Annotated in this window: 24 protein-coding genes and 1 tRNA gene; 16 read left to right on the top strand and 9 right to left on the bottom strand. The window is 70.3% G+C overall.

Going from position 1 to position 22,353, the window contains the following annotated elements:
* The first annotated feature begins 93 nt into the window (after nucleotides 1-93).
* From PS467_RS16500 to PS467_RS16490, 3 genes are read left to right on the top strand one after another with little or no spacing between them, the layout of a single operon-like run.
* Nucleotides 94-621 (top strand): hypothetical protein, encoded by a 528-nt coding sequence (locus PS467_RS16500; protein WP_311035934.1) that lies wholly within the window; start codon nucleotides 94-96, stop codon nucleotides 619-621.
* A 5-nt stretch (nucleotides 622-626) separates the two neighbouring features.
* Nucleotides 627-1,331: a class F sortase gene (locus PS467_RS16495; protein ID WP_311035933.1), complete on the top strand. Its 705-nt coding sequence runs from the start codon at nucleotides 627-629 to the stop codon at nucleotides 1,329-1,331.
* Nucleotides 1,332-1,340: 9 nt separating this feature from the next.
* Complete coding sequence (locus PS467_RS16490) at nucleotides 1,341-2,369, top strand: glycoside hydrolase family 6 protein (RefSeq protein ID WP_311035932.1); 1,029 nt, start codon at nucleotides 1,341-1,343, stop codon at nucleotides 2,367-2,369.
* A gap of 25 nt (nucleotides 2,370-2,394) precedes the next feature.
* Here PS467_RS16490 and glxA read toward each other — a convergent pair whose 3' ends face one another.
* The 4 genes from glxA to PS467_RS16470 all read right to left on the bottom strand — a co-directional run bounded on the left by glxA (nucleotide 2,395) and on the right by PS467_RS16470 (nucleotide 6,327).
* A complete protein-coding gene (gene glxA / locus PS467_RS16485; RefSeq protein WP_311035931.1) occupies nucleotides 2,395-4,335 on the bottom strand; it encodes a radical copper oxidase GlxA in 1,941 nt (646 codons plus the stop codon).
* A gap of 118 nt (nucleotides 4,336-4,453) precedes the next feature.
* On the bottom strand, nucleotides 4,454-5,137 hold the full coding sequence (locus PS467_RS16480; RefSeq protein WP_311039879.1) for a FadR/GntR family transcriptional regulator: 684 nt from the start codon (nucleotides 5,135-5,137) through the stop codon (nucleotides 4,454-4,456).
* Nucleotides 5,138-5,182: 45 nt separating this feature from the next.
* Nucleotides 5,183-5,503, bottom strand: a complete 321-nt coding sequence (locus PS467_RS16475) for a DUF397 domain-containing protein (RefSeq protein WP_311035930.1) — start codon at nucleotides 5,501-5,503, stop codon at nucleotides 5,183-5,185.
* On the bottom strand, nucleotides 5,500-6,327 hold the full coding sequence (locus PS467_RS16470) for a helix-turn-helix domain-containing protein (RefSeq protein WP_311035929.1): 828 nt from the start codon (nucleotides 6,325-6,327) through the stop codon (nucleotides 5,500-5,502). The genes PS467_RS16475 and PS467_RS16470 overlap by 4 nt, the downstream gene beginning before the upstream one ends.
* 114 nt (nucleotides 6,328-6,441) lie before the next feature.
* Here PS467_RS16470 and PS467_RS16465 point away from each other — a divergent pair, with 114 nt between their 5' ends.
* Complete coding sequence (locus tag PS467_RS16465; protein WP_311035928.1) at nucleotides 6,442-6,876, top strand: ATP-binding protein; 435 nt, start codon at nucleotides 6,442-6,444, stop codon at nucleotides 6,874-6,876.
* Between the two features lie 576 nt (nucleotides 6,877-7,452).
* A complete protein-coding gene (locus tag PS467_RS16460) occupies nucleotides 7,453-8,049 on the top strand; it encodes a choice-of-anchor C family protein (protein ID WP_311035927.1) in 597 nt (198 codons plus the stop codon).
* Between the two features lie 149 nt (nucleotides 8,050-8,198).
* Here PS467_RS16460 and PS467_RS16455 read toward each other — a convergent pair.
* Nucleotides 8,199-8,272 (bottom strand) — tRNA-Lys (locus PS467_RS16455).
* Nucleotides 8,273-8,438: 166 nt separating this feature from the next.
* On the opposite strand from PS467_RS16455, the gene PS467_RS16450 reads away from it, so the two are divergent.
* On the top strand, nucleotides 8,439-9,032 hold the full coding sequence (locus PS467_RS16450) for a lytic polysaccharide monooxygenase auxiliary activity family 9 protein (RefSeq protein ID WP_311035926.1): 594 nt from the start codon (nucleotides 8,439-8,441) through the stop codon (nucleotides 9,030-9,032).
* Between the two features lie 61 nt (nucleotides 9,033-9,093).
* Here PS467_RS16450 and PS467_RS16445 read toward each other — a convergent pair whose 3' ends face one another.
* The gene (locus PS467_RS16445) at nucleotides 9,094-9,303 is read right to left on the bottom strand and encodes a DUF397 domain-containing protein (protein WP_268972274.1); all 210 of its coding nucleotides are present in this window, start codon (nucleotides 9,301-9,303) and stop codon (nucleotides 9,094-9,096) included.
* A 33-nt stretch (nucleotides 9,304-9,336) separates the two neighbouring features.
* Entirely contained in the window at nucleotides 9,337-10,221 is an 885-nt protein-coding gene (locus tag PS467_RS16440) for a DUF5753 domain-containing protein (protein ID WP_311035925.1), read from the bottom strand.
* A 154-nt stretch (nucleotides 10,222-10,375) separates the two neighbouring features.
* On the opposite strand from PS467_RS16440, the gene PS467_RS16435 reads away from it, so the two are divergent.
* The 6 genes from PS467_RS16435 (at nucleotide 10,376) to PS467_RS16410 (ending at nucleotide 15,559) form a co-directional block, all read left to right on the top strand.
* The gene (locus PS467_RS16435) at nucleotides 10,376-10,777 is read left to right on the top strand and encodes an ATP-binding protein (protein ID WP_268972272.1); all 402 of its coding nucleotides are present in this window, start codon (nucleotides 10,376-10,378) and stop codon (nucleotides 10,775-10,777) included.
* 49 nt (nucleotides 10,778-10,826) lie between these two features.
* The gene (locus PS467_RS16430; protein ID WP_311035924.1) at nucleotides 10,827-11,222 is read left to right on the top strand and encodes a hypothetical protein; all 396 of its coding nucleotides are present in this window, start codon (nucleotides 10,827-10,829) and stop codon (nucleotides 11,220-11,222) included.
* A gap of 437 nt (nucleotides 11,223-11,659) precedes the next feature.
* Nucleotides 11,660-12,445 carry a helix-turn-helix transcriptional regulator gene (locus PS467_RS16425; RefSeq protein ID WP_311035923.1) on the top strand — a complete coding sequence of 262 codons (786 nt, stop codon included), beginning with the start codon at nucleotides 11,660-11,662 and terminating at the stop codon, nucleotides 12,443-12,445.
* Between the two features lie 53 nt (nucleotides 12,446-12,498).
* Entirely contained in the window at nucleotides 12,499-13,431 is a 933-nt protein-coding gene (locus tag PS467_RS16420; protein WP_311035922.1) for a helix-turn-helix transcriptional regulator, read from the top strand.
* 500 nt (nucleotides 13,432-13,931) lie between these two features.
* Nucleotides 13,932-14,483 carry an ABC transporter permease gene (locus PS467_RS16415; RefSeq protein ID WP_432280746.1) on the top strand — a complete coding sequence of 184 codons (552 nt, stop codon included), beginning with the start codon at nucleotides 13,932-13,934 and terminating at the stop codon, nucleotides 14,481-14,483.
* Between the two features lie 26 nt (nucleotides 14,484-14,509).
* Nucleotides 14,510-15,559, top strand: a complete 1,050-nt coding sequence (locus tag PS467_RS16410) for an ABC transporter substrate-binding protein (RefSeq protein ID WP_311035921.1) — start codon at nucleotides 14,510-14,512, stop codon at nucleotides 15,557-15,559.
* Nucleotides 15,560-15,614: 55 nt separating this feature from the next.
* Here the strand turns inward: PS467_RS16410 and PS467_RS16405 are convergent, their stop codons facing one another.
* Both PS467_RS16405 and PS467_RS16400 read right to left on the bottom strand, forming a co-directional pair.
* Nucleotides 15,615-16,631, bottom strand: coding sequence for a zinc-dependent alcohol dehydrogenase (locus PS467_RS16405; RefSeq protein ID WP_311035920.1), 1,017 nt, complete (start codon nucleotides 16,629-16,631; stop codon nucleotides 15,615-15,617).
* A 75-nt stretch (nucleotides 16,632-16,706) separates the two neighbouring features.
* A complete protein-coding gene (locus PS467_RS16400; RefSeq protein ID WP_311035919.1) occupies nucleotides 16,707-18,272 on the bottom strand; it encodes an MFS transporter in 1,566 nt (521 codons plus the stop codon).
* 332 nt (nucleotides 18,273-18,604) lie between these two features.
* On the opposite strand from PS467_RS16400, the gene PS467_RS16395 reads away from it, so the two are divergent.
* From PS467_RS16395 to PS467_RS16380, 4 genes are all read left to right on the top strand, one after another.
* Nucleotides 18,605-19,372 carry a helix-turn-helix transcriptional regulator gene (locus PS467_RS16395; RefSeq protein WP_311035918.1) on the top strand — a complete coding sequence of 256 codons (768 nt, stop codon included), beginning with the start codon at nucleotides 18,605-18,607 and terminating at the stop codon, nucleotides 19,370-19,372.
* Nucleotides 19,373-19,647: 275 nt separating this feature from the next.
* Nucleotides 19,648-19,899: an acyl carrier protein gene (locus PS467_RS16390; RefSeq protein WP_268972264.1), complete on the top strand. Its 252-nt coding sequence runs from the start codon at nucleotides 19,648-19,650 to the stop codon at nucleotides 19,897-19,899.
* A 39-nt stretch (nucleotides 19,900-19,938) separates the two neighbouring features.
* On the top strand, nucleotides 19,939-21,180 hold the full coding sequence (locus PS467_RS16385) for a beta-ketoacyl-[acyl-carrier-protein] synthase family protein (RefSeq protein ID WP_311035917.1): 1,242 nt from the start codon (nucleotides 19,939-19,941) through the stop codon (nucleotides 21,178-21,180).
* On the top strand, nucleotides 21,177-22,322 hold the full coding sequence (locus tag PS467_RS16380; RefSeq protein WP_311035916.1) for a beta-ketoacyl synthase N-terminal-like domain-containing protein: 1,146 nt from the start codon (nucleotides 21,177-21,179) through the stop codon (nucleotides 22,320-22,322). The genes PS467_RS16385 and PS467_RS16380 overlap by 4 nt, the downstream gene beginning before the upstream one ends.
* Nucleotides 22,323-22,353 lie beyond the last annotated feature (31 nt).

Genomic DNA, 22,353 nt, shown 5'->3' with positions numbered 1-22,353 from the left:
GACGGGTTCTCCCCGTATGGCGTAGCAGGGGCCCGCAGCGGATGCGGGCCCCTGCCGGGCGCGTGAGCCTCGTGGTATCAGGAGGTTCTCACCATGCGCATCGTCGCCCTCACTCTCCGCACCGCAGCAGTGTGCGCCGCCGTCGTGGCGGTGACGGCCGCCGCCGCTCCGGCCCTCGCCGACGCCCGGTACTCCGCCACCACCACGATCCGGGTCAGTCCGCGCGCCCTCGCCCCCGGCGCCGAGGTCGAGGTCTGGGCCTTCGGCTGTCCGGACCGGGTGGCCACGGCCTCGTCACCGGTGTTCGTGGACGACGCGGAGCTGACCCCCGAGGGGGACGCGCTCTTCAGCGAGGCGACGATCCGCTCGACGGCGGCCAAGGGGGCGCACCGGGTCACCGTGGACTGCGGCCGGGCCCTCGCCGTGGAACGCCCGCCCTCGCCCGTCGCGCCCGTCCGCGCGGGCGGGGGCGGCACCGCGCCCGGTGCGGAGGAGCGGGCGCGTGACGACATCGGCGGTGCGGAGGCGTACGGCCTGGCGCTCTCGGGCGGTACGGCCGTGGCCGTCGGCGGGCTCGCGGTGCACCGCCGTCGCCGTCCCTCCTCCGGGACCGCGGGCTGACCGGCATGGACGGGAACGGAAGGCGCTTCGCCGGCCTCGGCCGGCTGGCCATGGGGACGGCCTGGGCGGTGCTGCTGCTCGGCCTGTGGATGTGGGGCCGGGACACCACGGAGGGCGCGGGCGTTCCGGCGCCGACGACGGGGGACGTGGCCGCGGTCGGACGGCCGCCCTCCCATCCGCTGCCCCCGGCGCATACGCCGCTGGCGGCCGCCCGGCCCAAGCGGGTGGTGATCGAGGCGGCGGGGGTCCGCGCCCCGATCGTCGCCAGCGGCCTCGACCGCGACGGGGCGGTGAAGCCGCCGCCGTACAGCCGCCCCGGCGCGGTCGGCTGGTACCGCGCCGGTCCCGAGCCGGGCTCCCCGGGCACGGCGCTGCTGGTCGGCCACGTGGACACCAAGTCCAAGCCGGCGGTGTTCCACGGGCTGGGCGACCTCAAGCGGGGGGAGCGGGTGCGGGTCGCGCGGTCGGACGGTACGACGGCGGAGTTCACGGTCGAGGACGTCGAGGTCGTGCCGGCGAAGCGGTTCGACGCGCGACGGGTGTACGGGTCGCGCTCCCATGACCGTGCGGAGCTGCGGCTGATCACCTGCGGCGGGAAGTTCAACCGCTCGACCAAGACGTACTCGGCGAACGTCGTCGTCTCGGCCTACCTGACCGGCACCACGGGCTCCCCTCGCCGCGTGTCGGCCGGCAGCCGTAACGCGCACTAGGACGACACCGTGTGCCTCCGCCGCCACCCCCGCCCCCGCGCGCTCGCCGCCGCCGGGGTGGTGCTGTCGCTCGCGGCGGTCTCCGGATGCTTCGGGCCCTCGAAACGCGACGGCGGCCACGTCTCCCTCGCCGGGCAGGCGAAGCAGCGGCCCAAGGCGACGATCCCCTATTGGGTGAACCCGAGCGGCAGCGCGGCGCGGCAGGTGGCGGCGTATCGGAAGAAGGGGGCGAAGGGCGCGGCCAGGCTGGTACAGAAGATCGCGGAGCAGCCCGTGGCGGAGTGGCTCGGGGCGGCCGATCCGGAGCGGCGGGCGCGGGGCTTCACCGAGGCCGCGGACCAGGTGAACCGGGAGGCGCTGCTGGTCTTCTACAACATCCCGCACCGCGACTGCGGACAGTACTCCAAGGGCGGCGCGGCCGACGGCAGCGCCTATCGCGCATGGCTGGACAAGGCGGTCCGGGGGATCGGCGACCGGCGGGCGACCGTCGTCCTGGAGCCCGACGCGCTGCCGCATGTGGTGGACGGCTGTACGCCCAAGCGGTTCCACCAGGAGCGGTACGACTTACTGACCAGCGCTGTGGACAAGCTCAAGGGGCTGCCGCACACCACGGTCTATCTGGACGCCGGGAACCCCCACTGGATCAAGGACCCGCGCCGGATGGTCGAGCCGCTGAAGCGGGCCGGTATCCGTAAGGCCGACGGCTTCGCGCTGAACACCTCCAACTACCAGACGACCCAGGCGAACAGGGCGTACGGCAAGAGGCTGTCCGCGCTGATCGGCGGCAAGCCCTTCGTGATCGACACCAGCCGTAACGGCAATGGCCCGGCCCCCGGCAAGAACGACCCACAGGCGTGGTGCAATCCGAAGGGCCGGGCGCTGGGCGAGAGGCCGACCACCGACACCGGGGACAAGCGCGTCGACGCCTATCTGTGGATCAAGCGTCCGGGCGAGTCGGACGGCACCTGCAAGGGCGGTCCCACCGCGGGTCGGTGGTGGCCCCGGTACGCGCTCGATCTCGCCCGCAACGCCCAATGAGCCTTCTGGCCGACGTCGGGCGCGCTCACTTCTTCGCGCGCACCTTCACCCACACCGCCTTCGACGGTGTGCCCCGGTCGTCCACCGCGCTCAGCATGTACCACCCCGGCGGCACCAGCGACGACTCCTTCGGCAGTCTCACCGTCACCCCGTCCTTCGTCCGCCTGAAGTCGAGCGCGATCGACCGCTGCTCGACATTGGTCACATGGGTGAAGGAGCCGGGCCGGATCAGCCGCATCTTGACGATCTCCGACGCGTCCGCGGTCCGGTACGTCGCCTTCGCGCCGAGCTTGACGACCTTGGGCCCGGTCCCATCGAGTTCCGGCCGGGAGCCGTGGAAGAGGTACGGCGGGGAGTAGAGGTCGATCTGCTGCTGGAACGTGCCCGGGGTGGTGTTGGCCTTGTCCCCGAAGAGCGAGTCCGAGCCGAAGGTCATGACCCGGCCGTCCGGCAGCAGCAGCGCTCCGGAGTGGTAGTTGCGGCCCACCAGCGGGTCGGCCACCCTGCGCGCGGTGTTGGTCTTCGGGTCGTAGAGCTCGGCCTTGAGCACGTTGGTGTCACTGCGGCCCCGGTAGTCGCCCGAACCGTTCGTGGTCAGAACGGTGTCATCGGGCAGGATCACACTGCTCGGATAGCGCACCTTCGCATACAGATCCGGACCGTTTCGGAACCGTGGCTCGTCATCGTGCAGATCGACGATCCGGGTCTTCGCCGTGGACTTGGGGTCCTCGCCGACCCCGCCCCCGCCCAGCACCATGTACCGCTGGTCCTGTGCGGGCGGCAGCAGCACGGACATCGACGTCTCCAGGGCGTCCGCGTCGCTCATGCCCGGGACCTCGCGGAACGTGTTGCTCTTCAGGTCCCAGACGCCCGGGGTGCGGCCCTTGTCGGCCGGGCCGTATCCGGCGTTCGAACCGGTGTAGAAGATCCGGCCCTTGTCGGTCAGGAACAGCGCGGGATACGTCGGGAAGAAGCGCTGCTTGGGCAGGTACTTCCACGTGCCGGTCCTGGGGTCGTAGACCTCGTTCTTCCCCGGCACCACCTGGCCGATCTCGTCCAGCCCCGAGACCGCGAGCACCTTGCCGTCCTGGAGGGCGGTCAGGGTCGGGTACCAGCGAGCCTCGTTCATCGGGTCGATCGGGATGTAGCGTTCGGCCACCGGGTCGAATTCATACGCCTGCTTGATGCCCTGGAAGTCCTTCTTGTCGAACGACAGCTTCTGCGCGATGCCGTAGAAGTTCTGCCGGTCCTTGCCCTTCAGCCCGGCGATCCGGTAATAGTCCTCGGTCCCGGTCTGGTACTTCGGTCCCTTGCGCAGCGCCTCCACATAAACCCGCGCCGTGCTCGCGGTGACGGTGACCTTCCCCTTGCGGTGCGTGGTCTTCTTGGCGCGGGGAACCAGGATCGGGTCCTTGGACACGAAGGTCTTGCCGTTCTTCTTCCCCGTGAAGCGGGTCCCGGCGGGGAGCGTCTTCGGCTTGTCGGGGTCCTCGTTGTGGACGAACATCAGTCCGCCCGCCTTCTCGACATCCCCCTTGAGCTTCTCATAACGCTGGGTACCCCCCGCCACCAGCAGCTTTCCGTCCGGGAGCTGGGAGTGCCCGGAACAGAAGAGGTCCTGTGGGGTGGGAATGTTCGTATAGGTGTTCCGCGCCGGGTCCCACAGGACGCTGCGGAAGGATTTGGCCGCGAAGTTCTTGGCGTTGTTCCCGGACCCCGCCAGCAGCAGCACCTTTCCGGTGTGCAGCAGGGCGGCATGGATCGTATTGATCCGGTATTCCTCGGGAACGTTCACCACATCCCAGTGGCCGTTCTTCGCCTTGTACTCCGGCTGGTTGATTTTGTACGCGCGGTACTTGTGCGAACTGAAACGGTAGACGGCCGGGCCGTTCATCCCGGCCAGCACGATGACAGCCGCCGCACCGAACCCGAAGCGGCGGGTGCGGCGACTCGGTCGGTACTTCACTTCTTATCGTCCCCCAGGGCCGGCTGCGGAATCGGTCATCCATGGACGACTGTGGACGAACCAGGAGAAAGAGGCGAGCGACCCGCCGAAGAAGGCCGGGACGAGGCGTGGGCTCGGGCTATTCGCGATGCGCCGAACGCAGTCGTTCGCGGATGTTCCCGAAGTGGTCCCGGACGGCCTCCTCGGCCCGCAGCGCGTCCCCCGAACGCACCGCCTCCAGGATCTCCCGGTGCTGCTCGCAGGTGACCCTCGGATCGGTGGGCACGTCCACGAGGTCGGTACGCACCCGGTGGAAGGCGTCCCAGAACGCCTCCAGCACCTCGCTCAGCAGCGTGTTGTCCAGGCTCCCGTAGAGCGCGGCGTGAAACGCCCGGTCGGTCTCGGCCCGTACGGCCCCCTTCGCCGCCTCCGCCTCCATCCGCCGGACCACCGCCTCCAGCTCGGCGAGATCCGCCTCCGGTATCCGCCCGGCCAGCCGCGCGATCAGCCCCGTCTCGACGGCCTCGCGCAACTCCAGGAGCTGGAGCAGGCTGTCCTCGCCCCGGTAGTGCCCGGCGACGGTACGGAAGGTCAGCCCCTCGATCATCGGCGCCATCGACATGGCCCCGACGTACGTCCCGAAGCCGTGCCGGATCTCCACGATCCCCATCGCCTGCAACGCCTTGAGCGCCTCGCGCACGGAGTTACGGCTGACGCCGAGCAGCTCCATCAGCTCGGTCTCGGTGGGCAGCGGAGCGCCCGAGGGGAGCCGCTGGTCGATGATCAGCCGCTTGATGCGTTCCTGAATGTGCGCCGCCGCCACCGCCACCTCCGATCCGAACAGCTTAGCGGCGGCGGCGCGCGACGATCAGAGGTGCGCGAGGAAGGCGGCCCAGGCGGCGGGGGTGACGGTCAGCCGACCGCCCTGGGGAGTTTTGGAGTCGCGGATGTGGACGGCGGTGGTGCGTATGGCGACCTCGACGCAGTTGCCGCCCCCGCTTCCGCTGTAGCTGCTTTTGGACCAGCCGGGCTCGGTGAATGCGACCTCGACGCAGTTGTCTCCCCCGCCGCCGCTGTAGCTGCTCTTGGACCAGTCGAGCTGGGTGAACGCGACCTCGACGCAGTTGCCGCCCCCGCCGCCGCTGTAGCTGCTCTTGAACCACTTCAAGCCGGTGGTGCTGCTGCTCATAGCGCTCCTCGCATCTGCTCCAGCAGGCTCGTGGTGTCCTGAGGGCTCAGAGCCTGTGAGCGCAGTTTGCCATAGCGCTGACACATCGCACTGACGGCTTTTGGCTCGGTGATCAGGACGCTGCTGTCGTGTGCTTCGATATAGCCGACCCACCGGTGATCAGCCGTTTCCGCAAGGCACATGGGCCCTTCGAAGCCGGAGTGGTCCTCCTGCCGCAGCGGCATGATCTGGATCTCCACGTTCCGGCGGCACTGCTGCTCAAGCAGGTGGTCGAGCAGGGCAGCGGTGACCTCTCGTCCGCCGAAGTACCGCTCCAGCAGAGCCTGTTCGACGATGAAGCAGAATGCGGTGTTCGGTCGATCCTTGAGCAGCCGCTGTCTTGCCAGGCGCGCGACCACCTGTTGCTCGTACTGCTCCTCCGAGATGTGCGGGAGGTAGCGGTCGAAAACCGCGCGGATGTAGGGCTCGGGCTGGAGCAGGCCCGGGATGACCGCGCACTCATACGTCAGGAGCGTGACCGCCTCCTCCTCGATCCCCGCCCACCGTAAGAACCACGAGGCGAGCCCCACCTTCCGCGTCAACGTGCGGTACGCCGCGCCCAGAACCCTCGCGGCCGGGGCGCCCAGGACCTCCTCCGTGCGCGGGATCAACTCCTTCGGTGGGAAGCGCCTGCCCTGTTCCATCTTCGCGACGTACGTCGCCGAGTACCGGACGCGTGGCGCGAACTGCTCCTGGGTCAGCCCCGCCTCGTCCCGTAGTGCTTTCAGTACCGCGCCAAAGGTCTTGAGGCTCTCCGACGTTTCCGGTTCGCTGTCCTTTGTCATCCCCTTATCGTCACGGGCGGTGACCGGGCCAGTCCACCCCGTGAACTGGTACAAGCGAAACTGGGTGGGTGTCGTGCCTGGCAGTGGCCGCCGCGTGGCCGGGACGCTTCCGCCATGAGCGCACCACAGGGCCAAGTGCCTGTCACCGTACGTACGTTCGCGCAGCGATTCTCCGCCACCCGGCGCGGTGCCCGGCTCGCCCGGCTGCTGTCCGTGCACCAGCTCACCGCGTGGGGGCTGTCGCCAGGGGGCGACGGCCATGACGCGGCGGTCCTGGTCGTCGCCGAGCTGGCGGCCAACGCCGTGCTGCACGGCCGCGTACCGGGGCGGGACTTCGCGGTGCGGCTGACGTACGACGAGCGGCGCGGCGTCCTGGAGATCGAGGTGAGCGACACCCACGAGAAGTGCCCGGTGCCGAAGGCGCCCACGTCGGAGGACGAGGAGGGGCGGGGCCTGCTGCTGGTCGAGGCGCTGGCGGACCGCTGGGGCATCCGGGAGCGACGGGGCCCCGGCAAGACCGTATGGGCACGGATCACCGAGGCGAGGTGACTTTGAGCATGGGTCGGGGGTGGGGGGCGCGGGTCGCGTCGCCGGCCGCCGGGCCGCCGGGTGCCGGGGTCGTGGCGGCTCGGCGGTGTGAGGGGCCCGGACCGCTCCGGAGTGCGACCCCTCGGGGTACCCCCCTTCAAAACGCTTGATCTAACGCAACTAATTTGTCAAACGTCTTCCAGAGGGGTACCCCACCCCCCCCGGAAACGGGCCCGGCGGCCCGGCGACGGCCCCGGCCCCCGAGCACGGATGCCGTCACCGGCGCCCACATCCACGGGCCCGGCGCCCGGCGGCGGTGCCGCGCCCCCCACCCCCGCCGCCGCTGCTCAATTGCGCCGAAGGCGCGAGACGAAAGCCGCACCCGACCGAGCCGAGCACCCCCGCACCCCGCACCTCCGCACCCCACCAGGGAGGGAGGGGCGGCCGGTGCGAGCCACCAGCGCATCGCGGGCGCCCGCCCCCATCCGCACCCCGGTACGCCGGGGGCCGGGCTCTGGCGTGTGCCCTCCCGGTGCGGAAGATTCGGCTGCGCAGTCACATCGGTTGATTGCCGCTTGTGTCGTACTGGAGGGGAACTTGTCGCCTATTCGCATCTTTGTCGCATCGGTCGCCGTCGCGGGCGTGCTGGCCGGTACGGGGATCGGCGCCGCCTCGGCCGCCGCCGTCAGCCTCAGCCGTTTCGACGACGGCAGCTTCGAAACGCCCAGGGTGGCGGCCAACACGTTCACGAACGTGGGGACCGGGGGGACCATCGGGCCGTGGAAGGTCACGGCCGGAAACGTGGACCACATCGGGGCCGGCTACTGGCAGGCGGCCGAGGGGGACCAGTCCGTGGACCTCAACGGCGGCACCGCCGGCACCGTGGCGCAGACCTTCACGACGGTGCCGGGGAAGCGGTACGTGGTGACGTACTCCCTGGCCGGCAACCCGGGGGGCGGCCCGGCCGTGCGGACCGGGAAGGTGCTGGTGGACGGGCAGAACTTCCAGGACTTCAGCTTCGACGTCACGGGCAAGACCGTGACGAACATGGGCTATGTGACCCGGGAGGTGGTCTTCGTGGCCCGTGGCACCTCCACGACGCTGGCGTTCGCCAGCACGCAGAACACCGCCTACGGACCAGTCATCGACGACGTTACGGTCCGCGCCTGCACGCCCTGCCCCTCCTGCGACTGAGCACGGAGAGATAAGAGGAGCCCCGGCGCGTTCGACGCGCCGGGGCTCCCGGCCGTTCCGGGCCGCCGTTGGGGCGGCCGGGAAAGTGCGCGGAAAAGCGACTGGGGCTTCTCGGAAACCGGGAAGCCCGGTCAGTGGCGTGAACCAAGTGCGCCGCCAGGGACTCGAACCCCGGACCCGCTGATTAAGAGTCAGCTGCTCTAACCAACTGAGCTAGCGGCGCCTGCTGACGTGGAAATCCTACCCGACCCCGAAGGGTGCCCCGGACCGGATACAAGCCGCGCGACATTGGTATGGACATGACCATTCTGTCCTGGCTACTCTCAAAGCTGGTCTAGACCGCCGTGCACGGCTCGTCGAAGCACTCCCCACGTCTTCAGGAGCGAAGCATGCGCAAGAAGATCAGCGCCGCCGTCATCGGCATCGGTCTCGCGGCCATCTCCGTCCTCGCCACGGGCGGCAGCGCGTCCGGACACGGCTACACCGACACACCCATCAGCCGCCAGAAGCTGTGCGCCAACGGCACGGTGACGGGCTGCGGCGAGGTCCAGTACGAGCCCCAGAGCGTCGAGGGGCCGAAGGGCTTCCCCTCGGGCGGTCCCGCGGACGGCACCATCTGCGCGGGCGGCAACAGCCGGTTCGCCCAGCTGGACGACCCGCGGGGCGGCAGCTGGCCCGCGACCAAGCTGACCGCCGGGGCGAACTACACCTTCAACTGGAAGTTCACGGTCTCCCACGCGACCACGGACTTCAAGTACTACATCACCAAGAACGGCTGGAACCCCAGCTCCAAGATCACCCGGGCCAACCTGGAGTCGCAGCCCTTCCTGACCGTCCCGTACAACGGCCAGCGTCCGCCGCTCACGTTCTCCCACTCGGGCACCCTCCCGAGCGGTAAGACCGGCAGACACGTCATCCTCGCCGTGTGGACCGTCGCGGACACCTCGAACGCCTTCTACGCCTGCTCGGACGTCCAGTTCTGACGGTCACCGACAGCGCTGGTGTGGTGCCGCCCCAGGGCGGCACCACACCCTCGTCGCCCGATCAGACGTCGAACGCGCCCGCCTTCGCGCCGCTGACGAAGGCGGCCAGAACCGCCGGCACGGTGGTCAGGACGGTGCCGGGGTCGTCGCTCTCCCGTAGCCGGACCCGGCCGCCGACGGCGGCGACCTCGACGCACTGGCCCTCGCCCGCGGAGTACGAGGACTTGCGCCAGTGGGGGCGGCGGTGGGCGGTCATTGTTAACGCGTTCATGTCAGAGGTGTTCATATGTGGGGGCCCTCTTTCTCATACCAGATCAGCGATGAGGGCCTTCGTCGCATCCGTGGACAGCGCGCAGTTCACGATATGGCCGAAGGCGTCGGCGAAGACGTTGACGTCATCCACTCCTTCGACGTACGAGGGGCCGCGCAGGTTCTCCTGGGTGACCACATCCGGCATCGGACCCGGGAAGGCCACGAGTGTGAACGCGCCTGAGTCCCCGGGGTTGGGCGCCGCGTCGATCGGCATCACCTGAAGCGTGACCGTGGGCCACTCGGCCACGTCCAGCAGCCGCCGCAGCTGGGCGGTCATGATGCCGGGCCGGCCGGTGAACCGGCGGCGCAGTGCCGCCTCGTGGATGACGGCCCACAGTCGCAGCGGCCGGGCCGGGCGGGTGAGGACGGCCTGGCGGGCCAGGCGGACCTCGGCGAGGGCGTCGACCTCGGCGGCGGTGCGGGCCATGGCGTTCGCCGCGATGGTCTCGCGGGCGTAGTCCGGCGTCTGGAGCAGACCGGGGACGATCAGCGGGGCGTAGTCGCGGACGCTCTCCGCGTCGCTCTCCAGCGAGATGTAGTCGGCGTAGGCGGGTGCGACAACCCCACGGTAGGTCTGCCACCAGCCGCGTTTTCCCGCGTCCTTGGCCAGCCCCTCCAGGGCGATACGGGTGGTGGGGTCGGTGACGGCGTAGGCCCTCAGCAGGGTTTCGACTTCGGTGGCCCGGATCGTGGCGTTGGCGTTCTCGATCCGGGAGAGCTTCGGCGCGGTCCAGTGGCGGGCGTCGGCCGACCCGTTCGTGGCCGCGTTGAGCGCCGCGGCCGCCGCGTCCAGTGTCATCCCCGCGTCCGTGCGCAGCTTCCGCAGCGTGGAGCCCAGGCGCCTGCGTCGAACGGTGGGCACTGGGTAGTAGGACATGTCGCCAGTCTGTCGTATTGCCAACTACGCCTACCAGCCAGGCATATGCCAGTCTTGGGTGACTGGGTCGAAACATTGCGAGTGGGACGCCCCATAGGCCAGGATCGCTAGGGGACACGGCAGCGCGCCGTGCTTTGGAGGGGCCCCGGACCACATGGCTGAGAACATCTCGCAGCGATACGAACTGCGCCTTCGCGCCCATCCGCAGACACTCGCCGACGTACGCCGCGCCGTGGCGGCGCGACTTCGGCTGTGGGGGCGTGAGGAGCTGATCAGCGCGGCGGGTATGTGCGTGACCGAGCTGCTGTCCAACGTCCACAAGCACGCGTCCTCTCCCGAATGCGTCCTCATCCTCGAGAACCTTCCGGACGGCATCCAGGCGGCGGTCAGCGACACCGAGTCCGCGCTGCCGGTCGTCAAGGAGCCGGATTTCCTCTCCGAGAGCGGCCGGGGGATGTTCCTGCTCAGCAAGACCGCCGACGCATGGGGCACGGATCTCACCCCGACGGGCAAGACCGTCTGGTTCACCCTCCGCGCGGAAGCGGTGGAACCGTGACCGGGGGCGCCGGTAGCGTGGTGGCCCGATCGAGGGCAGGGGGCGGACCATGGATCCGGTGACCACGGGAGCGCTGGTCGCGGCGGTCAACGCGGCGGCGTCGGGGGCCGGCGGAGAGGCCGGGCGGCGGGCCCTGGAGTCCTTCGGCACGCTGGTCCGCCGGGTGCTGCGGCGGGGCGAGGGCGAACCGGCCGGTGAGCCGGAGCCGGTGGCGATTCCGTACGACGACGGGCCCCGGCTGCGCCAGTTGGCCGATCTGCTGGTCGAACGGGCCAGGCAGGACCCGGAGTTCGGCCGCGACCTGGCCGCCTGGATGCGTGCGCACGGCGCGGCGGCCGAGGAGCAGGGCGCCGTGCACAACTCCATCACGGGCGACGCCCGCATCACCGGCCCGGTCATCCAGGGCCGGGACTTCCACGGGCCGATCAGCTTCGGACCGCAGTAACCGGCTCGCACTGGTCGGTTTGCGTCCGTTACCGGCGGTCACCCCCGAATGGGGGTAACGCACAAGCTGGCAGCAACCGGACATCACTCCCCACTCCGCGTGGTCGAACGGAGCCGAACCACTGCGGTCCGTAATCCCGCCACGTCCGGGCGGCGCACTCACCGGTAACTTGTGGACATGCACGCCCGGCGCATCGACGGCGCAACCGGACGCCACGGACCCCCGCACGCTTTTTTGTCAACTCTTTACCTCACGCCCCGCGTTGACGCGGTCGCTGTGTGCGAATTACTGTCGCCGTGTCTTTCGCACCATGCTGCCTCCGCATTTCGGGGCAAGGAAAGTGACGAGAAATCAGGCCGGTATTCGCATAACCAGGTCACTGTCGCCCGGCAGGGGAAGTCATGGTTGGTCTTGTGAGGATGTCCGAGCCTTCTCCCATGAGCATGGAGGCTCCCTCGTCAGGCGCCATCGACTACGTCGAACACGCGCTGCTGGCCGCTCGTGATCTGATCGAGTCGACGGTCAGCCGTCACCGGCGGGAGCTGGCCCAGGACTCCTGGGCGGGGACGGCTCTGGGGAAGGTGCCGCTGGACGAGGTCGTCGACACATTGGTCGACTGCGCCGAGCGGACCGTCGGCGTCGTGCTGTCGGGGAACGAGGAGCAGGTGCGGGCCGTCTGCGCCGCGCTCGCCCGTCCGGTCAGGGGTGGCCGGCGCGCCGTCGTGGTGCGGCTGCTGTGCGAGGAGCCGGCGCTGGCCTCGGGCGCGGTGCGGGCGCTGGCGCGCACCGACCCGCGCTGCGAGGTCCGGGTCTGTGACGGCGGACTGCCGGCGTTACCCGAGGCGCTGCTGATCGACGCCGAAGTGGTCTACCTCAGAAGGGGACCGTCGGAGCCGGGGCGGGGCCCGGGGCAGGCGTCGCTCGTCGAGGACCCGGTCACGGTGCGGGCCCTGGAGATGATGTTCGCCGGGGCCTGGGGGAACGCCGTGGCGCTCGCGGACTATCCGCGGCTGGGCGGGCGGCTGTGCCCGGAGTCCGTACGGCGCATCCTGGAATGTCTGCGCACCGGCCACACCGACGAGGTGGCGGCCCGCGCCATGCAGGTCTCCCTGCGCACCTACCGCCGGTACGTCGCGGAGGTCATGCGGGAACTGGGGGCGGGCTCCCGGTTCCAGGCGGGGGTGCGGGCGGTGGAAATGGGGCTGCTGCCCGGCCGTCGCTGACGGCGCTCGAGACCTTGACCACGTCACGAGGCGGGAAATGCGGGAATGACGACATGAAGGACCGCGAAGGCGCTCCTGGACCGGAGGCCGCGCTCGCGGGGGACGCGCTGGAGTGCACCTTACGGGAGGTGCGGGACCTCATCGAGGCCACGGTGGTCCAGCACCGCGCCCGGCGGGCCCGGGACACCCGGTTCACCGAGGTGGGGGTGGCGGACGCCGCGTTCCTGGCCGCCGCCGAGGAGGTGATCGGCCAGGCGGGGCGGAGCGTGGACGCGGTGTTCCCCGAGTGCTCGGCCCGGATGGCGCCGGTGCACGCCGCGCTCGGCGCGCTGCTGGAGGACCTCGGCGACCCGGTCCGGGTGCGGGTGCTGCGCGGCAGAGCATCTTCGGGGTCCGCCTCCGGGGCCGGACCTGGTTCCGGGCTCGTGCCCGGCCCCGCCGCCGGACCCGGTTCCGGCCCCGCGCCCGGTTCCGCCTCCGGGTCCGCTCCCGTCGCGCCGCCGGGGCTTGTGCCGCGGCCCATCCCCGGGGCCGCGCCGTCCGCCGAGGCGCCCGGGTCCGCTCCGGCCCCGTGCCCCGCGCAGGTGCGGATCGCGGCCGTACCGCTGCCCACCGCGCTGATCGCCGACGGCCGGGCGGCGCTGGTGTGCGTGGAGGACGAGGAGGGGCGGCAGACCTCGGTCGTCGAGGACCAGGTGGTGGTCGCCACTCTGGACGGCATGTTCGACTCCATCTGGGGCGGTGCGGTGCCCGCCGCCCGCCCGCTCGACTTCGGCAACCGCGCCCGTACCGAGATGGTGCGCCGGGTGCTGGCCCGGCTGCGCGACGGGGTCACCGACGAGGCCGCCGCCCGCGACCTGGCGATCTCGGTGCGTACATACCGCCGTTATGTCACCGGCATCCTGGAGCTGCTGGAGGCCAACTCGCGTTTCCAGGCGGGGGTGCGCGCCACCGAGCTCGGCATCCTGGGAAATACATCCACGTGATAATTTCGTTCCCCCCGTCGACATTGTGATCCGGAGCGTGCTGGCGATAGGTTGCCTGAGGGCGTCCCGCGATCTGCCAACAGCCGGTAGCGCAAGGGGATTTGGAGATGACCGAAGGGCACGGAAGGGGCGCGACCGCCACGGCGGGCGCGGACGGTGCGCCGGGTGCGGCGGAGCCGGATTCCCCCCGACCGGTAGGTGCGCGAAAAACCGGCGACGGCAGCGGAAATGGTGAAAAATCGCGGGCCGATGGCAACCGCGAATTGACCGGAGGGAGAGCCGGACGGCCCTCCGCCGGCCGGCGCGGAACGCTGTCCCGGAGCGTGCTGCCGCCGCTCGTATTCGGACTGCTGCTGCTGGTCGTCTGGGACCTTGTGACCCGGACCGGCGCCGTTGCGGAGTTCTATCTTCCGGCCCCGCTCGACCTCGCCCGGCAATTCCTCGACGACGTGTTCCACGGCGATCTCGTCGACTACACCAAGGAGACGGTGTGGGAGGCGATGGCGGGCAGCGGCATCGGCATCGGGGTGGCGCTGCCGCTCGGCTATCTGATCGCCCGCAGTGAGATCGCCGCCGCGGCCCTCCAGCCGTATGTGGCCGCCTCGCAGGCCATGCCCGCGGTGGCGCTGGCCCCCCTGCTCGCCCTGTGGATCGGCTACGGACTGCTGCCCATCGCGGTCCTGTGCGCGCTGCTGGTCTTCTTCCCCATCCTCGTCAACACCGTGCTCGGACTGCGTTCGCTGGACCCCGATGTGATGGGGGCCGCGCGGGTGGACGGGGTCGGATGGTGGGGGATGCTCTGGTACATCGAGCTTCCGCTCGCCCTGCCCAGCATCCTCGCGGGCGTGCGCAACGGCCTCACGCTCTCGATCACCGGCGCGGTCGTCGGTGAGTTCGTGATGGGCGGCGACGGACTGGGACAACTGCTGTCCGTGCAGCGCCAGGAGGCCGACACCATCGGACTGTTCTCGACGCTCGTCATGCTCTGCCTGCTCGCCGCCGTCCTGTACGGAGTGGTCCGCCTGGTCGAGCGGCTCGTTCAGCGCGACTGACAACTTTCATCCAGGAGGAGAAGTACGTGCGTTTCGTGCAGACGTCCATGAGGAGCGCCCGCAGACACCGGGTCACGGGGGCGGTCCTCGCGTCGGTGGTGGCGCTGACCACCCTGGCCTCATGCGCCGAGGAGCCGAAGGCGGCGGGGGACAAGAGCGGTGCGAGCATCACGGTGGGGCTGACCTACACCCCCAACATCCAGTTCTCCCCGTTCTATGTGGCGGCCGAAAAGGGCTACTACAAGGACGCCGGGCTGAATGTGACGCTGCGCCATCATGGCGCGGCCGAGGATCTCTTCGGGGCCCTCTCCTCGGGCAAGGAGGACGTGATCTACGCGGGCGGCGACGAGATGCTCCAGGCCCGCGCCCAGAATGTGCCCGTGGTGGACATCGCCACCTTCTATCAGAAATACCCGGTAGGGCTGATCGTGCCCGAGGATTCCAAGATCAAGAAGCCCGCCGATCTCAAGGGCCGGAAGATCGGCACACCCGGTCCCTTCGGTGAGACCTATTTCGGTTTGCTGGCGCTCCTCAAGGAAGGCGGACTTTCCGTCAAGGACGCCAAGGTGCAGAACATCGGATTCACCCAGCAGGCGGCCCTGACCGGAAACAAGGTCGAGGGCGTCATGGGCTATCTGAACAATGACGCCGTCTCGTTCAAGGAGGCCGGTAAGGACGTCCGGGCGATTACCCTCGACTCGGGCACGGCCGGGGACCCGCTGGTGGGTGTGGGTCTGGGCGCCAAGAAAAAGACGCTCGACAAGCGCGGTGACGACATCAGGAAGTTCGTCGACGCCTCTTTGCGCGGTCTGCGCTATGCGATCGACCACCAGGACGAGGCCATCAAGCTCAGCGAGAAGTACGTACCGGGGCTGCGCGGCGAGAAACAGCAGAAGAACGCCCGCGCGGTGCTCAAGGCCACCGAGCCGCTGATGAAGAACGACCAGGGCGAGCTGGGCGCCATCGACCCGCAGACCTGGACCCGGATGGCCGACTTCATGTACGACCAGGGGCTTCTGGAGAAGGCCGTCACCCCTGAGGACGCCTACGACACCTCGTATCTGCCCAAGTCATGAGCGCCCGGCCGGATTGCAACCGGGACATGGGCCGGGGCATGAGCCGGGAGGCGGATCAGGGGGTGACGACCACGCGGTAGACGGGGGTTTCGGCGGCCTGCTGGAGCGCCTGCTCGACTTCGTCCAGGCCGTAGCGCGCCGTGATCAGTGTCTCCAGCCGCCCGGACAGCGCCCCGCCGCGCAGCAGTTCGGCGGCGGCGCGCCAGTCGTCCGGCTCATGGCTGAAGGAGCCGGTGACGGTCAGCTGGCGGCGGTGCACCTCGTAGCCGGGGAGCTCGGCGGGCGGGCCGCAGGGGCCGCCGCCGTAGAGGACCACGGTGCCGCCGTCGGCGACCGCGGCGAGCGCGGTGGCGATGGCCTCCTTGGAGGCGATGGTCACGACGACCACGTCCGCCGGGGGCAGGTGGCCGACGTCATCGGGTGTGACGGCCGCGTCCGCGCCGGCCGCCGCGACGGCGGCCAGCCGGTGCTCGTCCCGTTCGACCACCGCGACGCCGCGGGCCTGGAGGTGGGCGGCGACGGCGAGGTGGAGATGGCCCATGTAGCCGGCGCCGATGACGGTGACCCGGTCCCCGGCGCGGAAGCCGCCGCGGCGCAGCGAGTGGATCACACAGGCCAGCGGTTCGCCCATGGCGGCGACGGCGGGGTCGGTGTCGCCGACCGACCACACCCGGGAGGCGGGCAGGGCGATGTATTCGGCGAGCCCCGCGCCCATGGTGATGGCGCCGTCCTCGCGGGTGTGCCCCTGGAGCGCGACGCAGATGGCGGTCTGGCCGCGCCGGCAGCTGCGGCAGGCCCCGCACCGGGGCAGTCCGTCGAGGGCGACGAGGGAGCCGACGGCGGGCATGTCCTCCAGCGTGGCGGCCTTGGCGCCGATCCGCTCGACCCAGCCGGAGATCTCATGTCCGGCGGCGGCCGGGTAGACCGTCATCCGGCCCGCGTAGAGATTGGCCTCCATGGTGCAGATACCGCAGGCCGCGATGCGTACGAGCACCTCGGAGTCGCCGATGTCGGGGACCGGTATCTCTCTGGTCTCCACCTGGCCTGCCGCCGTGATGACAGCTGTACGCATCGGAACTGCCTTCCGGTTCAAGGGAGTTGTGCCGGGCGGCTATGCGGGGGCGATAGGGGTGGCAAGGAAGAAGGATCACATGGTGGATCGGGCCGCGGCGGACGAACGGCGGAACGCCCACCAGATGATCGCGGCTCCGGCCGCGGCGGCGAGCGCGCCGACGACGGAGGCCACGTGCATGGCGTGCACGAACCCCTCGTCGGCGATGTCCGACAGCCGGGGCAGCCGCAGTCGCGCGCCGAGCAGCCGGGTGGCCTCGGGCGATTCCCCGGCGGCGTCGGCGGCACCCGGCGGCAGCCCGTCCAGCTGGGGCGTGACGCGGTCGCGGTAGACGCTGACCAGGACGGAGCCGAGGACGGCGACCCCGAGGACACCGCCGATCTGGCGCAGCGAGTTGTTGACGGCGGAGCCCGCGCCGGTCCGGTCGGCGGGGAGGACGGCCATGATGGCCTCGGTGGTGGGGGCGACGGCGGCGCCCATGCCCAGGCCCTGGAGGATGAGGAAGACCCAGAACAGCGGGAGGCCGCTGTGCTCGTCGAGGAGGACGTAGGCGAAGAACCCGATGGTGGCGATCAGCATGGCGGCGGTGACGACCGGCCGCACCCCGTAGGCCCGTACCAGCCTGGCCGAGAGCGGGGCGCCCAGCAGTACGCCGAGGGCGACCGGGGCGATGGAAAGACCGCACTCCAGCGGTGTCTGGCCGTGGACGCCCTGGAGGTAGAAGCTGGTGTAGTACATCGAGCCGTTGAGCCCGAAGAACGTGCACATGATGGCGACGCTGGCGCCGGTGAAGCGGATGTCGCGGAACAGCCGGACGTCGAAGCTGGGGTTGGCGACGCGCAGTTCGACGAGGACGAAGACCACGACCAGCAGCACGCCCCCGGCCAGGGCGGCGACGATGGCCGGATCGGTCCAGTCGTTGCGGTGGCCGCCCTCGATGATGCCCCAGACGATGGCGAAGAGCCCGGCGGTGGAGAGCACCACGCCCAGCGGGTCGAACCTCTGCCGGACGCGGGTGACGACACCGGGCAGGAAGGCGAACGAGCCGGCCACGCACAGCACCACGATGGGCACGTTGACCAGGAAGACCGAACCCCACCAGAAGTGGTCGAGCAGCGCTCCGCTGAGCATCGGCCCGGTGGCGATCGCGATGGCGCTGGAACCCGACCAGATGGCGATGGCGGTGGCCCGGTGCCGTTCGTCGAAGACCTGGGCGATCAGGGCCAGGGTCGCCGGCATGATCAGGGCGCTGCCGATGCCCATCGCGCCGCGGGCGACGATGAGTTCGGTGGCCGAGCCGGCGTACGCGGCCCAGACGGAGGTGGCGCCGAAGAGGACCATGCCGGTCAGGAGTAACCGGCGGTGGCCGTAACGGTCGGCGAGCACACCCCCGGTGAACAGCAGGACCGCGAAGACCAGGGTGTAGGAGCTGATGCTCCACTGGAGCTGGTTGGGGCTGGCACCGAGTCCCTCGGTGGGATCGGCGAGGGTCTTGAGCGCGACGTTGAGCACGGTGTTGTCGAGCCACACCGCGAGTTGGGACAGGACGAGCACCGAAAGTGCGAGCCATTGGCGGCCGGTGGGGGAGTGCGCGGAGCCGGCCTGTGGGGTGTCGGTGGTCGCGGTGTTCTGTGCAGCCATGTGGGCGGCGCCTTTCGGGACCCGGAGCATGGTGGGGGGTCCGCGTCGTACGGCAGGGGATGGCGTGCTGGCTTTAGAGGAAGTTACCAATCCGCCGAGCACAGGCGCAGCCCCTTGCCGACACGCGGAGGTGTCCCGGCCGGAACGTGAGGGTATTTCCCGGCGGGAAGTGTCCCATAAGGAACGATCTTCCTTGCCGTGTGCCAGGTGGCTCGTTACTGTTCCCGGAAAGGGAACGGGGGTGTCCTTTGAGCCATTTCGGCATTCAACCAAACGGGCGAGTGGCTATTGACGGATTTGACGGAGAGGCGGGCGCGGGGGGAGCGGTTCGCGTGGATCCGGACACGGGATCGGACAACCTGGAGGAGACCCTGGGCCGGGCGTTACGCCTCCTGGAGTCCGCCGTGCACCACCACCGCCGCTCCGCGCTGGCCTCGGCATCCGCCGAACTGCCGGTGGCCGGGGAGGCCGTGGCCGGCTGGGTGGCGCGGCTGGTGCTGCGCGCCGAGCGGGACGTGATCTGGACCCTGCCCGAGGTGGCCGGCGACGAGCACGCCCGGCTGGTCGCGCAGACGCTCGCCCAGCTCACGGGCAAGGGGGTCAGGACCCGGATGCTGTGCCCGCCGGGCGTCATCCGGGGAGCCGCGTGGCAGCGCTCGGTGGGGACGGTGGCGGAGCTGGAGGTGCGCGTCTGCGAGGGGGTGCGGCAGGAGCTGGTGGTCGTGGACGGCGCGGCGGTCATCGCGCCCGAGACCTCGCCGGGCGACCCCGGTGGCTCCCGCGCCTCGATGATCCAGAACTCGACCGTGGCCGATATGCTGCACCAGCTGTTGTGCGGCATGTGGGACACGGCCCAGCGGCCGATGCGGCCCCTGTCGTTCGAGGGCGGTGCGCGCGGCCGGGTGCTGCGCGAGGTGCTGACGCTGATGGCCGAGGGCTACAAGGACGACGCCGCGGCCCGCAAACTGGGCCTTTCGGTGCGTACCTACCGTCGCTATGTGGCTGACATCATGCGGGACCTGAAGGTCGAATCGCGGTTCCAGGCCGGAGTGCGCGCCGTGCGCGCCGGACTGATGGAGGCCGACCCCGAGGAGGGGTGAGCCGAGCGCCGGGCGGCCGGGTTTCCGGTGTTTTGAACGGGTTCTGAACGCTTCCGTCCGCCGCCGACCTGGCAACTTCCTGCAGATTCAAGATTCTGACTTCGAGGTAACCGGCTGCCCTGTGCAGCTTTATGACACCCGAACTAGTCGAACGCTGGTGTTCACCGTGCGCGTGACAGCTAGTGGACTCTGGGGTTGTCCCCTCCCGGACCGGCGCCTAGCGTCAGCGGAAGCTTCGTCGCTTTGCCCATGCCCGAAAATGGAGGTGCGCGGTAATGACCGCCATCGTCGAAGAGCGTCGTGAAACCATCAAGGAAATCGTCACCGATATCCTTGAGATCGACCCCGACGAGGTCACCGATACCAGTCTCTTCAAAGAAGAGCACGACGCGGATTCACTGCGGGCCATTGAAATACTCGCGGCCTTGGAGAAGACCTTCAATGTCGTCATTGACCAGTCCGAACTCGGCCGGATGGTGAACCTCCAGGGCGTCTACGAGGTTGTTTCCGACGCGGCGGGCTGGTGACCGCCGACGTTCGGCGTACTCCGCGGAAGGCAGGGCGAAATGCGTGGTGAACCGGGGCGCAGGGTCGTCATCACCGGCCTCGGGGCGGTCTCCGGGATCGGCATCGGCGCGGCGGAATTCCTCGCCGGACTGCGCGCCGGGAGGAGCGCGGCGGGGCCCGTCACCGCGTTCGACACGGAGGGCTTCGACCGTTCTACGGCGTGTGAGGTCAAGGATTTCGAACCGACCCGGTGGATTCGGAATCTCGATATACGGACGCTGGGCCGGGCGAGCCGGTTCTCGGTCGCGGCGGCCCGTATGGCGGTGGCCGACGCCGGATTCCCCGAACCGGAGCAGGGGCTGCGCGACATCCCCTGTCTGATCTCCATCGGCACGACCGACGGCGAGTCCAGGGACCTGGACCGGCTCGTCGAGGAGGAAGTGGACCTGGGGCCCGAGCGGATGGACCCCACCGTCGCCCGGCGGGTGCCCGCCGGACGGCTGTCGAGCGCGATCGCCCAGGAGTTCGGCCTCACCCACGCCGAGGCGGTCACCCTCCCCACCGCGTGCGCCGCCGGGAACTACGCGATCGGCTACGGCTTCGACGCCATCCGCGGCGGGGACGTGGACATCGCGCTGTGCGGCGGGGCCGACGCCCTGTGCCGCAAGACCTTCACCGGCTTCTACCGACTGGGCACCATCGCCCCCGAGCGCTGCCAGCCGTTCGACAAGGACCGCAAGGGCATCCTCACCGGCGAGGGCGCGGGCGTCCTGGTGCTGGAGAGCCTGGAGTCGGCGCTGGCCCGGGGCGCCCGTATCTACGCCGAGGTCCTCGGCTACGGACTCAACTGCGACGCGGACCACCCGGTCGCCCCCAACCAGGACAGCGTGGTCCGCTGCATGCGGCTCGCCCTGGAGAACGCCCGCGTCAAACCGGACGAGGTCGACTTCATCTCCGCGCACGGCACCGGCACCAAGGCCAACGACATCACCGAGGCCCGCGCCATCCGCCAGGTCTTCGGGGACGCCGCCCCGCCGCGCACGGTCTCCATCAAGTCGATGATCGGCCACTCCATGGGCGCCGCCGGGGCACTGGCCTCGATCGCCTGCGCCCTCGCGCTCACCGAGGGCTTCATCCCGCCGACCATCAACCACGTCGAGACCGACCCCGAATGCGGTCTGGACGTCGTGCCCAACCAGGCCGTGCCGGCCGACCTGAAGGTCGTCCAGAACAACGGGCTGGCCTTCGGCGGCAACAACGCCGTCGTCATCTTCGGCAAGTGTCAGACGGACGGGTCATGAGTCAGCTGGTGACCGGCGCCGGTGCCGTGGCGAGCGTGGGCGAGGGCGTCGACGAGGTCTTCCGGGCGCTGTGCGCGGGCACCAGCGGACTCGGCGAACTGCGCGGCTTCGACCCGGAGCGGTACCGGGCCCGGCACGCGTACGAGATCGACGACCGCCCCGCGCCCGGCGCCGACCTCCCCGGCCGCGCCACCGCCTGGCTGCTGCGCGCGGTCGGCGAGGCCGCCGCCCAGGCGGGGCTCGGCGAGGACCTGAGCCAGGTGCCCGTCCTCGTCGGCACCGGGCTGCGCGAACTGCGCTCCGCCGAACTCGCCTGGCGCGACGACGCGCCCTTCGACATCGGCCGGCTGCACTTCGGCCCCGCACTGCGCGAACGTTTCAGCGCGGTCCGCACCCACACCTTCTCCGGCGCCTGCTCGGCCTCGCTCTACGCCCTCGCCCTCGCCGCCGACCTGCTGGCCACGGGCGCCGAGGACACCGTGGTGGTGGCCGGCGTCGACACCGTGACCGAGTCCATGTACGGGCTGCTGGACCGGGTCAACGGCGAACCCCCCGACCGCGTAAGGCCGTTCGACCGGGACCGGCGCGGCGTGCTGATGGGCGACGGCGCGGCGGCCGTGGTGCTGCGCCGGGAGGAGCCCGGCGCGGGGGACGGCGCGCTCGGCCGGTTGCGCGCCGTCAGCATGAACTGCGACGCCCGCCATGTGACCGCCCCCGACCCCGAGGGCATCGCGCGGGCGGTGCACGAGGCGCAGTGGCGGGCGGGCGTCAAACCGGGCGAGATCGACCTGGTGCTGCTGCACGGCACCGGCACCCAGCTGAACGACGCGGCCGAGGCCGCCGCCATCGCCGAGGTCTTCGGCACCGAGGTGCGCGGACCCCTGATGACCGCCATCAAGTCCATGACCGGCCACACCTCCGGCGGCTCCGGACTGCTCAGCCTGATCGTCGCCCTGGAGTCCCTGGCCTCCGGCCGGGTGCCGCCCACCCTGGGCCTGGCCGCACCGCTGCCCGGGGCCGAGGCGTTCCGGTTCGTCCGGGAAGAGGCGCGCGAATGCGGTGACCTGCGGGTCGCGCAGATCGACGCGTTCGGCTTCGGCGGGGTCAACGCGGTCGCCATCGTGGAGAGGGCCGACCGATGACGCATGGGCCCGGCGAACGTGGAGAGGGCCG

Source organism: Streptomyces luomodiensis (assembly GCF_031679605.1).
Taxonomy (GTDB): domain Bacteria; phylum Actinomycetota; class Actinomycetes; order Streptomycetales; family Streptomycetaceae; genus Streptomyces; species Streptomyces luomodiensis.
The sequence above is the reverse complement of the archived record's forward strand: the minus strand, read 5'-3'. Positions and strand labels throughout refer to the sequence as shown.

Excerpts from the sequence above, each read along its gene's own strand:
- PS467_RS16500 (WP_311035934.1), top strand. The coding sequence starts at position 94 with ATGCGCATCGTCGCCCTCACTCTCCGCACCGCAGCAGTGTGCGCCGCC.
- PS467_RS16495 (WP_311035933.1), top strand. The coding sequence starts at position 627 with ATGGACGGGAACGGAAGGCGCTTCGCCGGCCTCGGCCGGCTGGCCATG.
- PS467_RS16475 (WP_311035930.1), bottom strand. The coding sequence starts at position 5,503 with ATGAGCAGCAGCACCACCGGCTTGAAGTGGTTCAAGAGCAGCTACAGC.
- PS467_RS16470 (WP_311035929.1), bottom strand. The coding sequence starts at position 6,327 with ATGACAAAGGACAGCGAACCGGAAACGTCGGAGAGCCTCAAGACCTTT.
- PS467_RS16465 (WP_311035928.1), top strand. The coding sequence starts at position 6,442 with ATGAGCGCACCACAGGGCCAAGTGCCTGTCACCGTACGTACGTTCGCG.
- PS467_RS16450 (WP_311035926.1), top strand. The coding sequence starts at position 8,439 with ATGCGCAAGAAGATCAGCGCCGCCGTCATCGGCATCGGTCTCGCGGCC.
- PS467_RS16445 (WP_268972274.1), bottom strand. The coding sequence starts at position 9,303 with ATGAACGCGTTAACAATGACCGCCCACCGCCGCCCCCACTGGCGCAAG.
- PS467_RS16440 (WP_311035925.1), bottom strand. The coding sequence starts at position 10,221 with ATGTCCTACTACCCAGTGCCCACCGTTCGACGCAGGCGCCTGGGCTCC.
- PS467_RS16435 (WP_268972272.1), top strand. The coding sequence starts at position 10,376 with ATGGCTGAGAACATCTCGCAGCGATACGAACTGCGCCTTCGCGCCCAT.
- PS467_RS16430 (WP_311035924.1), top strand. The coding sequence starts at position 10,827 with ATGGATCCGGTGACCACGGGAGCGCTGGTCGCGGCGGTCAACGCGGCG.
- PS467_RS16425 (WP_311035923.1), top strand. The coding sequence starts at position 11,660 with ATGAGCATGGAGGCTCCCTCGTCAGGCGCCATCGACTACGTCGAACAC.
- PS467_RS16420 (WP_311035922.1), top strand. The coding sequence starts at position 12,499 with ATGAAGGACCGCGAAGGCGCTCCTGGACCGGAGGCCGCGCTCGCGGGG.
- PS467_RS16415 (WP_432280746.1), top strand. The coding sequence starts at position 13,932 with ATGGCGGGCAGCGGCATCGGCATCGGGGTGGCGCTGCCGCTCGGCTAT.
- PS467_RS16405 (WP_311035920.1), bottom strand. The coding sequence starts at position 16,631 with ATGCGTACAGCTGTCATCACGGCGGCAGGCCAGGTGGAGACCAGAGAG.
- PS467_RS16400 (WP_311035919.1), bottom strand. The coding sequence starts at position 18,272 with ATGGCTGCACAGAACACCGCGACCACCGACACCCCACAGGCCGGCTCC.
- PS467_RS16390 (WP_268972264.1), top strand. The coding sequence starts at position 19,648 with ATGACCGCCATCGTCGAAGAGCGTCGTGAAACCATCAAGGAAATCGTC.
- PS467_RS16385 (WP_311035917.1), top strand. The coding sequence starts at position 19,939 with ATGCGTGGTGAACCGGGGCGCAGGGTCGTCATCACCGGCCTCGGGGCG.
- PS467_RS16380 (WP_311035916.1), top strand. The coding sequence starts at position 21,177 with ATGAGTCAGCTGGTGACCGGCGCCGGTGCCGTGGCGAGCGTGGGCGAG.